This window comes from Caldanaerobius polysaccharolyticus DSM 13641, from assembly GCF_000427425.1.
GTDB classification, from domain to species: domain Bacteria; phylum Bacillota; class Thermoanaerobacteria; order Thermoanaerobacterales; family Caldanaerobiaceae; genus Caldanaerobius; species Caldanaerobius polysaccharolyticus.
On the sequence record NZ_KE386494.1, the window covers coordinates 990,425 to 1,004,327 of the forward strand.

Annotated in this window: 12 protein-coding genes; 3 read left to right on the forward strand and 9 right to left on the reverse strand. The window is 42.0% G+C overall.

The window, feature by feature from the left end; all coding sequences use genetic code 11:
- Positions 1–32: 32 nt before the first annotated feature.
- The 5 genes from CALPO_RS0105715 to CALPO_RS0105735 form a co-directional block, all read right to left on the reverse strand.
- Positions 33–1,808 carry a cache domain-containing sensor histidine kinase gene (locus tag CALPO_RS0105715; protein WP_051585851.1) on the reverse strand — a complete coding sequence of 592 codons (1,776 nt, stop codon included), beginning with the start codon at positions 1,806–1,808 and terminating at the stop codon, positions 33–35.
- Positions 1,805–3,451, reverse strand: a complete 1,647-nt coding sequence (locus CALPO_RS0105720) for a response regulator transcription factor (protein WP_026486474.1) — start codon at positions 3,449–3,451, stop codon at positions 1,805–1,807. Before CALPO_RS0105720 ends, CALPO_RS0105715 begins: the two co-directional genes overlap by 4 nt.
- A 136-nt stretch (positions 3,452–3,587) precedes the next feature.
- Positions 3,588–5,006: a Gmad2 immunoglobulin-like domain-containing protein gene (locus CALPO_RS0105725; protein ID WP_026486475.1), complete on the reverse strand. Its 1,419-nt coding sequence runs from the start codon at positions 5,004–5,006 to the stop codon at positions 3,588–3,590.
- Between the two features lie 81 nt (positions 5,007–5,087).
- Entirely contained in the window at positions 5,088–6,458 is a 1,371-nt protein-coding gene (locus tag CALPO_RS0105730) for a sensor histidine kinase (RefSeq protein WP_026486476.1), read from the reverse strand.
- Positions 6,459–6,462: 4 nt separating this feature from the next.
- Positions 6,463–7,143 (reverse strand): response regulator transcription factor, encoded by a 681-nt coding sequence (locus tag CALPO_RS0105735; RefSeq protein WP_026486477.1) that lies wholly within the window; start codon positions 7,141–7,143, stop codon positions 6,463–6,465.
- A gap of 216 nt (positions 7,144–7,359) precedes the next feature.
- Here CALPO_RS0105735 and CALPO_RS13360 point away from each other — a divergent pair, with 216 nt between their 5' ends.
- Positions 7,360–7,878, forward strand: a complete 519-nt coding sequence (locus tag CALPO_RS13360; RefSeq protein WP_245589893.1) for an FTR1 family iron permease — start codon at positions 7,360–7,362, stop codon at positions 7,876–7,878.
- A 38-nt stretch (positions 7,879–7,916) separates the two neighbouring features.
- Here the strand turns inward: CALPO_RS13360 and CALPO_RS0105750 are convergent, their stop codons facing one another.
- The 3 genes from CALPO_RS0105750 to CALPO_RS0105760 are packed head-to-tail and all read right to left on the reverse strand — an operon-like array spanning position 7,917 to position 11,098.
- Positions 7,917–9,017 (reverse strand): DUF362 domain-containing protein, encoded by a 1,101-nt coding sequence (locus tag CALPO_RS0105750; RefSeq protein WP_026486479.1) that lies wholly within the window; start codon positions 9,015–9,017, stop codon positions 7,917–7,919.
- Complete coding sequence (locus CALPO_RS0105755) at positions 9,014–9,889, reverse strand: class II fructose-bisphosphate aldolase (RefSeq protein WP_026486480.1); 876 nt, start codon at positions 9,887–9,889, stop codon at positions 9,014–9,016. The genes CALPO_RS0105750 and CALPO_RS0105755 overlap by 4 nt, the downstream gene beginning before the upstream one ends.
- A gap of 15 nt (positions 9,890–9,904) precedes the next feature.
- Positions 9,905–11,098 (reverse strand): ROK family transcriptional regulator, encoded by a 1,194-nt coding sequence (locus tag CALPO_RS0105760; RefSeq protein WP_051585852.1) that lies wholly within the window; start codon positions 11,096–11,098, stop codon positions 9,905–9,907.
- Positions 11,099–11,248: 150 nt separating this feature from the next.
- Between CALPO_RS0105760 and CALPO_RS0105765 the strand changes: the two genes are divergently transcribed.
- Positions 11,249–11,506, forward strand: coding sequence for a DUF4160 domain-containing protein (locus tag CALPO_RS0105765; protein WP_026486482.1), 258 nt, complete (start codon positions 11,249–11,251; stop codon positions 11,504–11,506).
- Positions 11,507–11,520: 14 nt separating this feature from the next.
- Positions 11,521–11,832 carry a DUF2442 domain-containing protein gene (locus CALPO_RS0105770; protein ID WP_035172202.1) on the forward strand — a complete coding sequence of 104 codons (312 nt, stop codon included), beginning with the start codon at positions 11,521–11,523 and terminating at the stop codon, positions 11,830–11,832.
- A gap of 42 nt (positions 11,833–11,874) precedes the next feature.
- Here the strand turns inward: CALPO_RS0105770 and CALPO_RS14165 are convergent, their stop codons facing one another.
- Entirely contained in the window at positions 11,875–13,896 is a 2,022-nt protein-coding gene (locus tag CALPO_RS14165) for a Cgl0159 family (beta/alpha)8-fold protein (protein ID WP_051585853.1), read from the reverse strand.
- Between the last annotated feature and the right edge of the window lie 7 nt (positions 13,897–13,903).

Sequence of the window (13,903 nt, forward strand, 5' to 3'; positions counted from 1 at the left end):
CGATAAACAAAAAAAGGCTTTCAAAAGCCCTCTTATTCTTTTACAATGGGAAGCCATATCTCAACAGTCGTACCGACCTCCAGCTCGCTCTCTATATGCAAGCCGTATTCTTTGCCAAAAAACAACTGTATCCTCTCATGGACATTTTTTATCCCTATACCAGAACCCCGTTTGCCTTCTGTCTGGTATTCTAAGATATTTTTTAAAATCTCAGGCTTTATGCCAAGGCCATTGTCACGGACTACGTATAATAGTTTATTATCCACAATTTGGGCAGATACTTTTATAAAGCCTTCATCTACCATGTTTTCGATGCCATGATATATAGAATTCTCAATTATTGGCTGTAAAATCAATTTTAAAGTTCTACACTCAAGGGCCTCGGGCTGGGCTTGGATTTCAAACCTGAACTTGTCTTTATACCTTATCTTCTGAATGGTCAGGTAGCTTCTGGCGTATTCAAGTTCTTCTCTTACGGTAATTATATTTTTGCCTTTGCTTATACTTATCCTAAAAAACCTGGCCAGTGCTGTCACCATTTGTATGACTTCATCCATCTTCCCATTCTCTGCCATCCAAACGATTGAGTCCAATGTGTTGTACAAAAAGTGAGGATTTATCTGCGCCTGAAGCGCGCTCAACTCGCTTTTCCTTTTTTGTTCTTCCTCAAGCACTATTTGGCTCATAAGGTGCTTGATCTTTGAAACCATCAAATTAAAAGCTCTCGACAGCTGCGCTATTTCATTTTCACCTTTAACCTCAAGATGTACATCAAAATTTTCTTTTTCAATCATTTTCATGCAGTCTTCTAAGCGCTTCATGGGGCGAAATATTTTTTTAAAGATCAGGACAGAGCTAAGAATCACAAAAAATAAGGCTAAAACTACCGCAAAAACAATAAATCTGCTAACTTCTTTTTTGGTCGTTATCAATTCATCCATGTACGATACACCTATTATTTTCCACCTGGTGTACGCAACCGTTCTTACAATAACCAGGCGTTTTTCACCGTTTATTCTTTCTAAATAGCTACCATCAGGATGACTTGCAAAGTTCATATTATTTTTTCTGCTCAATTCTAAATGATTTAATTGTTGCGGAGGTTTGTAAATCATGTTGCCACCAGAGTCTATTATATAAATATAGCTTCTTTTGCCGAGATTCACCATCTGGCATAAACGGTCTATTGTTCTAAAATTCATATCCAGCAACAGGACTCCATTCATCCTCCGCCCTTTTCTTTCAAAGGTGACACCTCTGCTCAGCGATATCACCCAGCTGCGCTGCCCTTCAAAAAGGTCCTGAACATGCGGTGGAGAAAAATAGTAGTTGCCAAAATTCTCTAGAGCCAGATTAAACCAATTTTGATTTTGCACATTGGATCCCGCTTTAAGCTTGGAAAACGGCGTTGCCAATAAAAGTTCTCCTTTATCCGAAAAAACCGCAATGGTAACTATGTCATCTTTTGAATTCAGTATCACATTCATCTGGTCTAACAATTTGCTATTAGGGAAATCCTCTCCTACACTTAGCTGATTACTTATGGTGTTGGATATATATATCATGTCTTTAATGTAATACTCAAAATTTAAATTAACTTCTTCCAAAACCTGTCTGAAATTAAATATCATATCTTGCTCTGTTACCTGCAAAAATTTATCATATAGCACAAATCCCACGAACAACATACCCATAAACGCAATTAAAGCGAATGAAAATGTAATTATAAATTGCATACTTCTTACTTTAATTTCTTTAAATACATTCACAAATACGCTTTTAATGTATTCAAAAACCCTATCTCTCAATTTTCAACACCTGCAATTTCCCCATTAGCTGAATTTCTGTACTCTGTTGGAGACATACCCACGTATTTTTTAAAACTATAGCTAAAATAATTGGGCTCAGGATAGCCGACTTTTTCGGCAATTTCAAACACCTTCATATTTGTGGTTTTTAAAAGCTCTTTTGCAACGTTCATTCTAATTTGTAATAAATAATTCATATATGTCATTTTTGTCTCTTTTTTGAATATAAAACTGAAATAGGTAGGACTTATGTGGAGAAATTTACAGATTTTATCAATAGTTATATCGCTTTCACTGTAATGATTTTGCGCGTATTCTTTCGCTTTTTCTACCAGGAGCTTATACGTGCTCTTTCTATCGTTAGAAATGCAATTCATTATTTTAACACAAATATTTTTAAGCCATTCTTTAACTCCTCGAATACTGTCAAATTTATACATCTCATTAAAAACACCAAAGTTCGATCCAAAGACCTCCTCTGTGTTTAAATTTAAAGCCGCCGCAGTCTTTAATATCGCCGTCATAATTTCCATCAAATATACCTTGTAATCGTCGATAGAAACCTTTGTCCAATCAATACCATCAAACAATTTTTCAATTATGCCCTCAACTTCTTCGTGAGTTCCAACTCTTATGCAGCTTGTAAGCATACGCTCTTTCTCATCGTCAAAAACCACTTTGTTTTCACAATGGGGCTCTATATCCTCTATCCATATGACCCTGTTATTTCCGAGAACCAACTTGTAATCCAGTGCAGAAAGCGCTTGTCGATAGGAATCGCTTATTCCCTCAGTGTTACCGCAAACAGTCCCTACTCCAATGGTTACAGTGAATTTGAGAAATTTTTCAACGCTTTTCTTTATCTCTTCCAAAGCCGAAAATGTCCTGTCCATAACCGCATACTTGTCATTTTGATCGCTAACTGTTATTATCACGATTTTTTCATCGTTTAAAAATACTATACCCAGACCGTATTTATCCACCACCTCTTCGCATATATTCAGCAAAGCAAAGCTCAACAATTCACTATCTTCGGGCAAAACAAAACCCAAATTCTCTGCTGATTCTACCATGTTATCAATGCTTACAACCGATACCACAAATAAACTCCCATTTAAATCCACGCCGTAATTATGAGATCTTTCCAATATCTCATTTTTGCCCAATTTGCCCATAACCAATGACGTCAAAAACTTTTCTCTTAATACAGGTAAACTCTTTCTATAATGTTCCCTTAAAGCTTGAATATCTTGCTTCTGAGCAATTTCGTCGTCAATTTGAGCCTTTACTTTTACGAGCACATCAACTAACTCCTTAGAAGAAACAGGTTTTAAAACGTAATCCATTACGTTTAACTTTATCGCCTTTTGAGCATATTCAAATTCGTCGTAACCAGTCAATATAATGATTTTAGCAGTAGGGTACTTATCGCGCAAGAGTTCCGCGAGCTTTATCCCATCCATAAATGGCATTTTTATATCCGTAATAACCACATCTGGTACAATTTTCTCAGCGACGTCCAGTGCATCCCAGCCGTTTTCGGCCTCGGCTACCACGTCAAAGCCGTACTTTTCCCACTGAATCTTGTTTATAATGCCCTTTCTAACCTCTTCTTCGTCGTCCACAAGCAACAATTTATACATACTCTAACATCCCCCATTGCAAATATCGTCAACCCTACGTGGACAATACTATTATAGCTGATTTTGTAAAACTGTTAAAGAAAAAATAAAAAAGGCTTGACTCGTTAGTCTAAGCCTTTTCAAAATTCAAACTTATTTATTTAAGCCTAACCGGTATAACCACCATATCCTGCCTGGAGCCGTCTTTAGGGCTCTGGGAATACACCCTCAACAACCCGTCAACAGGCTTATCTAGAGGTTGATAGGATACCATCGCTTCAAAGTCCCCCCATGAGGGTGCTCCCGCCGTAGCCTGAGCAGCGGTCTGATCCAAAAGTTTGCCATCAGACGTCACCAGTTCGATGTTGACAGTACCTTCAAAAACCCTGGCTGTGCCTACAACTTTAAAAGGGCTCTCCAGCACCTGTTTTTGCGTGGGTTGGATGACCTTTATATTAGGCTCTTTTAGTATCTGAACCGGATCTGATACAATAATAGCACGGGCTTTTTTATCCTTGGTCAAAATTATGCCCAGCTCAGAGCCCAACTTTATATCCTCAAACTTCATGTCCTGTTCCTCGTATTTATACCCGTTATCGCTTATCCCGATTTTTTTCTGAAAATGTATAACCGCATCTTGCAAAACAGGGATGTCAGATCCCACATTGTTTTTTACATCCGCTGAATCCTGATATTCTCTCTCAATCTTTATAACCCTGTTTTGAACGTCAATACTCAAAAGCTTGCCGTATATAAACGTCTCGCCTTTTAGAGGATCTGCCTCAGCTATTTGAGTAAACTTAGCAGCCACGCTGTCAATAACCCATATCCCGCTATCTCCCTTTTTGATAGGCTGCTTGAGGTCAACAGTATACCCTTTCCCCATAGATACCACATCTACCTGTGCCGATCCGTCCTGTTGCCTCACCACGCTGAGCTCATCGTCGGAGTTGAAACCTACGATACCTCCTTCGGTCCTGACCACGGAAAGAGGATCAGTTCGCCACAGCTCTTTTCCCTCATCCACCCGGTCTTGTATTTCCTCAAGCCAACCTGACTGGTAATTTACTTTACCTACAATCACCTCTCTGCTCATGGGGTCCATGCCGATGCTTTTTTGCTTCTGACCTTCAACCAGTAACTGTACGCTATTTACATTGGGAAGCTCTGTAAGGGTAGTCACCAGAGCTCTTACCTGTTCTCTGGTGGCCCGTGAGTACTCGGAAGAAAAGTTGACGTATAACACCCCTTGTTTTAGATCGTAGGATATCACCTGAGTCCCGTCGGGAACCCCTTGCTCTTCAAAGCGGCTTTTAGGCCCTTTTAAAAACTCGTCCAGTACCTGTTTTACACTGTCGCTTTTTTCCGTTACGTTTCTCAATTCTAAAACCAAGCCACCGGCAGTAGAAGGGAAGTACAGCTTTATTTCTCCCATATCATTCTCAGTCGCCACCGGCTTGGGGTCTATGCTTACGGTTCCGCCACTGGATTTTTTAGATCTTTGAAATGGCGCACACCCTGACGAAATCAACGCAACCAACACTATTGACAATATAACAGCCAAAAACCTCTTCATCCCTTCACCTCCTGTTTTATTAAATATTAACACATATATATAAATTTATACTTACATTACATTTACAATAGTGTTACAAAATCAAAAGGTCACTGTAAACCTGGTACCTTTACCTACATCGCTTTGCACGCTTATACTGGCATCGTGCAAATCGGCTATCTCTTTTACAATAGCCAGCCCCAAGCCAAATCCTCCGCTTTTTCTGCTTCTGGCTTTATCGCCCCTGGTAAACCTCTCAAAAATATGGGGCAAGATCTCCGGTTCAATCCCTTCTCCGTGATCTTCCACGATTACAGCCGGCATTCCTCCTACGTAGCCGGCAGCCGCATAAACCTCACTTTTTTCAGGGGAGTACTTTATACTGTTTTCTATTAAATTGTACACCATCCTGTATATAAGGTCCTCGTTGACTCTAACTATCACAGGCCGGTCATCGCCGCGAAGTGATATGCCTTTGGCATCGGCCAGAGGCTTTATGTCAGAAATCACATTGCTTATGATTTTATTCAAGTCCGCTTCCCGCTTTTCCACCTTGATGGCCTTCTCCAGCCGTGTCAGATCTAAAAGCTGATTCACAAGCCTGGCCATGCGGTCCAGCTCGTCATTGATGTCGCAGAGAAATTCCCTGTACGTCTCCTTATCTGCGTCCCCGTATATCAAAGGCTCAACCATAGCCTTGATCGCCGCTATAGGAGTCTTAAGCTCGTGAGATGCATCAGATACGAATTTTTTTCTGGCTTCATCTATAATTTTTAACTTAACGCTCATATCGTTAAAAGCCCTGGCCAGATGGCCTACCTCATCTTTTCTCTTTATGTTAACCACATACCCCAGATTCCCCGCCGACATCTGGTTGGCCGCCTTGGTGAGCTCTTTAAGGGGTCTTGTGATAAAGTTGGCCATCATAAGCCCAATTAGCGTTATAAAAATGCCTGTAGCGGTAAACAGGTAAATCAGTTTGTACTTGATGTTTGCGGCCATAGCAATTACATCTTCGATGCTGGTGGATAACAAAATAGCCCCTACGCTTTTGCCCGATACCACTACAGGAACAGCAGTATACATGACATGGCCTATTCCCTTTAAATAATAAATATTTGCCTGACTTATCCCCTTTAAAGCATTACTCACTTCTTTTATCCAAAGCCTTTGACCTTCAAGGCTTTTTACAGAAGAGGAATCGATAGCCACAATTCCATCTCTATTTAAAAAGAGAACCCTGGAGTTAACCTGTTTTGAAAAAGTTTCTATAGTGGGCTTTAACATATAAGAGTTGCGCCCTATATAGCCTGCCATTATATTCGCTATTATATTGGCCTGGGTGAGATTGGATATCCTCTCAGAAGTCATGTAATCGCTGGTAATGCTATGGTAAAGATAAATGTCCATAGCTGAAAGGGAAACGCACAGAATAATAACGTATATGAGGAAAATCCTCCACCTTAAACTCATGTGATCACCCTTTAAAATAATATCCTGAGCCCCACTTAGTCACGATATACTTTGGGTCAGACGTGCTGTCACCTAATTTTTCTCTGAGTTTGCTAATATAGACATTCAATGTCTTGATGTCTCCATTGAAATCGTATCCCCAGATCCTATCCAGTATCTGGTCTTTTGAAAATACCTTCCCCGGATTAGACGCCAGCAAATAAAGCACATCATACTCCCTGGCCGTAAGTTCCACTTCCTTCCCCTTTAAAAACACCCTTCTGCTGCGCGCGTCTATTTTTAAATCGCCGTATTCCAGCACATCCTGTTTCCTCTCATAGCCATTTCGACTTCGCCTCAAAAGCGCATTTATCCGCGCTATCAACTCTCTCGTGTTAAAAGGCTTTGTAACGTAATCATCTGCTCCCATCTCAATTCCCACGATCTTATCCACATCATCCCCTTTTGCCGTGAGCATAATAAGGGGCACGTTGGAAACCTCCCTGATTTTCCTGCACACGCTTAAACCATCTATCTCCGGAAGCATCAAATCCAGTATTACCACATCGTGTTGATTTCTCCTGGCCATCTCAAGACCTGACCTGCCATCATAGGCCACATCTACCGCAAAACCGTTTTGCATTAAAGATAACCTCAAGCCCTTTACCAGCAATTCATCGTCATCGATTATAAGCACCTTGTCCACTTTAAATCCCCCCGAGAAAAACACCCTATTGTGTATATTCTAATATATATGTCTAAAATGATCAACATTTAAAAAAACATTGACAACTCAATAAATCTATAGTAAATTTATAAACGATAATGACAATCATTATCATAACTATGAATAAAAGGAGGCTTTTTATGTTAGCAGGTATATTAATTACTATCCGCGAAGGACTTGAAGCGTTTCTAATCGTTGGTATACTCCTGGGATACCTCACAAAAATCAACCAAGCAAAAACAAAGCAAGAACATCAAAGGTGAACTTCAAGCAAAAATCGATGAAGCATTATCAAATAACCAGGTATGGGGTATATCAATTTTAGCATTTGCAGCAGTGACAAGAGAAGGAATAGAAACAGCTCTATTCTTAAGCGCCTTAAAAGATGAAAGCTTGTTATTAGGCTCATTTATCGGGTTATTTATAGCTGCAATAATATCTGCTCTATTATACAAAACAACCATAAAATTAAATTTAAGTAAATTCTTTACGATAACAGGGTGGCTTTTAATACTCATTGCAGCAGGTTTAGCATCCCATATGATTGCTGGATTAGGGAAATTGGGTATAATACCTCCGATAATTGAAAAAGTATGGAACCTAGAGTGGTTAAGATACGAGAGTTCACCATCTTTAACGCAGGTCATCGCGTATAGCGCATATGTATTAATCGTAGGAAAAATGTTTATGAACAACTCGAAGGCAACAGCTTAACAACCAGCATGCCTACGCATATGACGGCCTAAAGCACTTTATGCGTTCACATACTCCTTTAAAAATTCCAGAATGTCTTTGGCTTTTGGTGGGCATCCTTTCACACACCGGGAAAAGCCACCAGTACATTTACCTACGCCTATACCCTCTATGGCTTTTCCTTTAAAGCCCTGGCCTATATACACCTTTTCTCTTAGTCTCCCCAGCAATCCCTGTTCATCCAATCTTGCCAGAGCGTGGACAAGGCTGCCGTAACACGCTGAACAGGCATCCTGTTCTATAATCCATTGAGAAAGCCTCTTTACCTTTCTGCCGGCATCAGTGAACTTTTTTTGTACTGCTGTATCTTTGTTTAATTCCACGATTTCGGCCTTTTTAAGATCAGCGCAACCTATCCCAAGCTCTTCAGCCAGCTTTATATAACCTATATCATAAGGATCATAGCCCATAAGCTCTGCGGCGTAAGCATCTATCAACACAGGGTCCTTTCCAGCAATTATCCTGTTCATCTCCACGGGGTTACCTCCCTCTTCAAAATCCAGGTCCCCTATAAGCCCATCCACGATATTAAAAGAAGGCTTTACGATTTTGTTTAAATAGGCAATAGGTCTGTGCAGTCCCATAGTATGAAAACGCCGCTTTTCGCTGTCAGGTATGCATCCTTTCATGTTTTTAAGCGCGCATGTTATTTCCGTCTGACAATGGCCCTTTAATACAGGCAAATTTATAAGGTAATCCACCTCCATGACCTTATCGCAGACGTTTATCTTCATACCGCCGGCATCGTAGGCCTTAAATCCATCCTTTTTGGTATCAAAAAGCTCCACACCGTATTCCCTTGATATCCTATCATATCCACACACTTTAAAAGCCCTCTGGGTGCTGTCCCCTACCCATGAGCCCTCTAGAATGATTATGCGATTAAAGCCGCAATCTTTAAGGTACTCTATTATGCCACAGACCATATCGGTTGAGGTAGTCGCGCCGGACTCAGGAGGTTTGGCAACCACCATGTTGGGCTTTAAACCTATCAGCATATCACCTGTGATCTCGTTTTCTATTTTCACAGCGTGCAAAAGCTCCTTGACCATTCTCTTTCCGTCATTCCCGTATATGACGTAAATACTTTGTCTATTCATATACGCTTCACCTCAGCAGATCCCTTGCCTTGGCTAAAGCACAAACCGATCTTGTGCTTTACTACCCGGGTAACCGCATCCATAGCAGGGGCAAAATACCTTCTGGGATCATCCTCTTCAGGTCTTTCTTTAAACACCCGCTTTAAGGCATCAGCAAAGGGCATTTTAAGCTCTGTAGCTATGTTGATCTTATTGATACCCGTTTTTACCGCTTTTATGATGGATTCATCAGGGACACAGGAAGCACCGTGAAGTACCAGAGGCACGTCTACCCTGCTCCTTATAGCGCTCAACCTCTCAAAATCCAGCTTGGGCTCACCCCTGTAAACGCCATGGGCTGTACCTATAGCAACAGCCAGGGAATCCACGCCGGTTTTTTTCACAAAATCCACAGCCAGATCAGGATCTGTGTACAGCGACATCTCATCTTCTACAGACAGGTCGTCCTCCACCCCTGCTACCCTGCCCAGCTCCGCTTCCACAGTTACATCCCTGAGGTGAGCGTATTCCACAGCCTTTTTTGTCAGCGCCACGTTGTCCTCATAGGATAGCATGGATCCATCAACCATAACAGACGTATAGCCAGCATCTATACACCTTCTGGCCAGTTCCCAATCGGTACAATGGTCCAGGTGAAGTACCACAGGGATATCCGATAACCTGGCAGCAGCACTGGCCAGCGCCACCATGTACTCTATGCCAGCGTACTTAACCGTGCTCTGAGATGTCTGAATTATCACAGGGGAGTCCATCTCTACAGCGCCTTTAATCACAGCTTTTAAGGTCTCCATGTTGTGTACGTTGAATGCGGCAATAGCGTAATTACCCCTTACCGCATCCACAAGTATTTTTCTGGACGAAACCAATTTCACCTTTAATATCCCCCTTTACGCGCCAAAGAGGCGGTTTAATATAAGGGCGTACGCCCCTTTTATCGTAGCATCGTCACCCAAAAGGGATATATCCAGCCTGCAGCCTTTATAGGTGTTCTCTAATGCCCTCCTCTCTACCACATCTCCCAGAATCGGCCTTATAATATCTTTAACCTTGATGATATTGCCTCCCAGCACCACCAGTTCTGGGTTAAATAGGTTTATAAGGTTGGCAATGCCTATTCCTAGGTAGATAGCCACGTGCTTTATGACGTCCACAGCCAGTTTATCACCGGCGTTAGCGGCACTATACACGTCTTCGATGTCCAGATCGTCCACGTTCTCTATAGAGCTCTCCTCGCCCATCTTCAGCCTCTTAGCGACAATATCGCATATCGCCCTCTCCGACGCCATAGCCTCAAGACAACCGTAATTGCCGCAACCGCACCTAGGGCCATTGATATCCACAGTGGTATGACCTATTTCCCCCGAAGAATGGGTTACACCCGTGTAAAGCCTGCCATCCATCACCACGCTGGCCCCAATGCCGTCTCCCACCCTAACCGCCACAAAGTTGTCCACGCCCTTTGCGGCGCCGTACCATTTTTCTCCCATAGCCATTGCCCTTACATCGTTTTCTACGTATACTTCTGTCTTTAATTCATCACTTATAATCTCTCTCAACCTGACATTTTTCCATCCCAGGTTAGGAGCGTATATAGAAATCCCTCTGTCAGAATCCACGAGGCCATGTAAAGCGACCCCTATACCGGCTATCTTTTCCACCGGTACCCCTGCCTGGTCTACCATCTGACCATAGAGCTCAAATAAATTTTTTAGCACCCCTTCCAGCGATTTGTCCTTTAACTTCATCCTCTTGGATGCCAGTACGCGGTTATCCAGATCAGACACATCCAGGCGCAGGTGATTGGAGCTTATATGCACTAAAACCACATAAAAATAGCTGGGGTTAAGCTTTAGCAGCACCGGCCTGCGTCCACCTTTAGACTCTCCTATGGTAGCCTCTACGACAACTCCCTCTTTTATCAATTTTTTAGTGATATTGGTAACTGTAGGCGGCGTCAAACTGGTATATCTGGCTATATCCGCTCTGGATATAGTCCCTTTTTCCCTGATTATCCTTATGACGAGAGATTCATTCATCCCCTTTAAGAGCTTGTAACTTACAGGAATCAAATCAGCCAACATTCATCACCACTAATATCTATTCTACAACTTTTTCATTTTTCCTGCACTTTGTTAACATTATAAAATAATTGATTCTTATTAAATGATAATGTATAATGACTTATGATAAAATAGTGATAAAGGACATCAAAATGAAAGGATGTCGAGAATATGCCTACAATATGCATGTTTTATGGAATAAAGATATCAATGAATTGGAATGATCATATGCCCCCCCATTTTCATGCAGAGTTTAATGATAATAAGGCTATTATAGATATAATAAACGTTAAAGTATTAAAAGGCTATCTTCCGAAAAGACAGTTACGGCTCGTACTAGCGTGGGCCGAACTTCACAAAGATGAATTGATGCAAAATTGGGAACTGGCACGTGAAGGAAAAGAATTAAACGAAATAAAAGGGCTATAAAAAGGGGTGAGATAATGGATCCAAGGTATTTCCCTGAAGTTGATCAAGTCATACCCACAAAAGATTTCAAAGTATATATATACTTTGATGATGGAAGTATAAAGTTGTTTGACGCAAAAGATTTAGTAAAAAAGGGAGTTTTTAAAAAATTACAGGACATAGACACATTCATAAACACGTGTACCGTTATAAACGGAACGCTTGCATGGGATTTAAAAGGCAACTTCAGCGAAACCGACTGTCTTGATCTCGACCCTATTGAGCTGTACAATACGTGTCCTGATGTAGAAGAACCCGAATGGTTATTTAATAAAAATAAACAATAAGGCTGCGCTATGCATAGCAGAATAACGCAGCCTTTTGTGCATCTATTTTATTAATTTTATTAAATAATCCATATCAGATCCCCTGTTTTTTCTTATATGCCTTACAGCCTCCTCTGTAGAGTAATCCCGGTGTATAAGCAGACTTATGGCTTCCGCTATGGCCTTGGGGTCATCGTTTCCAGGATATAACACGTTTCTTCCCACCATGGCGCCTCTTACGTTTTTGCCCGCGCCCAATCCCTTTTCAAATTGCTTTATGGTATCCACGGGGTTACCTGTAGATTCGCCTCCCAGCATGAGTATGGGAAGGGTAGTAGCTCTTACGACCCTATCATATCCATCCACATAGGGTATTTTGAGCCACAGGTTTCTTGAAGAATCCCCTATGGCCGATGCCACGCCAATTACTTTAATCATCTCATCGGCATCCATCTTGACAGGATACCCTTTTTCTGTCTTCTGCACAGGCAGCGCCTCCAAAAATACGGTAAGGCCGTATTTATTGCACTTCGTTACAGCCTCAGCGCAATATACCATTGTCCTGCCTGAATACTTTTCATTTTGCTCCAACCTGAACATCATCTTAGCGCCATCCAGTTTCATCTCACACATAGTTTCAGGAGTATACGCCGTCATCCTGTCATCCATTTCAAAGGAGAAACCTGCAAGGCCTGCCCTGTTCATGCAGCCCACCAGAACCTTCTCGTCCAGAAAGCTCTTGTTGCCTTTTTCTTTCACGATGTAGTTGATTATAAACAAATCTTCCATGATGTCAGGAGTGGTCATAACCCCATCCACCAGATCCGAGGATACAACCCTGATTATCCTGCTTAAGTAGTCCAATCTGTTGCCCATCTTTACCGGATCCGACCCTACATTGGTTACGTATCTGGCAGGATGGTCACAGGCCAAAAGCAGCAATCTACCGTCTTTTGTAAGGGTCTCTCTCCGCCGTCGTGACTTGGCTTCATCTATGACCACATGGGGCTTATTGACCCTTATGTCTGTTATCATGTCAAAGATGTACTCCGGCAGAAATCGCCTTGGAACGTAAACATAGGAGCCCAACGCATAATTGACATCTATCCTGCTGCTGGCCTCGTCAAAATAAGCCTTGGTCATGGATACCAGCGCATCGCTTTGCTCGTCGCCGTGGGGCATTACCTCAAACCCTATACCCTTTTCGTACTTTACCTCATTTAAGACCTTTAGAAACTCCGCAAGCAAATCTTTTGAGACAGCCCCATTGGGGTAATCAAAGCCCACATGGGTATCGCCGTAAAGGGGATCGTCTTTGACAAGTACGCAGTTGCCCACGTGCACGTGATTTAAATATGGCGCCAGCGCTTTAAGCACATCAGGCGTCTCTCCGTCAAAGGAATTGTCCTTTAGCAATGGCATGTGGCTTAAATCGTACATAAGACCGAAGCTCTCGCATCCATAAGTAAACCTGAGCTCTTCCGCCAACTCGATGGCTTCAGTAGTCGGACCTATCAACTGGTTTTTGCATCCCTTGTCATCAAGCCTGTCGAACATCTCTAGCGTCAAAATGAGAGGCTTTACCCCCAGTTTTTGTGCCTTTTCCAGCGAGTAACGGTATAGTTCCATTATAGAGCGCACAAGGGCTGTTTTAGCCTGCTTTCTAAGCTTCAAGCCCGCTGACGTCCCCACGTCTTTTCCGCTTACAAAAGCAAACTGTGTGGCGCCAAAGGCATAGGCATCGTCTATGTGTTCAAAAAGCCTCTGAACTGCCCGCTTTCTGTCCACTTCATCGATGCTGGATATGTCAGTAGGCGGTATCATGTCATCCTTCCAGTTTAGCTGCACAGGTTGAGCGCTGTATATCACGTCCTTTCCGCTGGCCTTTAAAAGCTCTGCAGCCTTCGCTTTCAACACAGGGTCTTTTAATGCCGTTACTTCTACGCCACTGAAATAATCGTCCTTAAGTATTTTTTTAAGAGTTGTCATAAAGTATTTCTCATCAGGCTCGCCCCTGAGCACCGAACTGGTATTCCTCGGCCCGGGATAAGCCATATGATATACTATGCTTATCTTGTTATCCATCAAAATT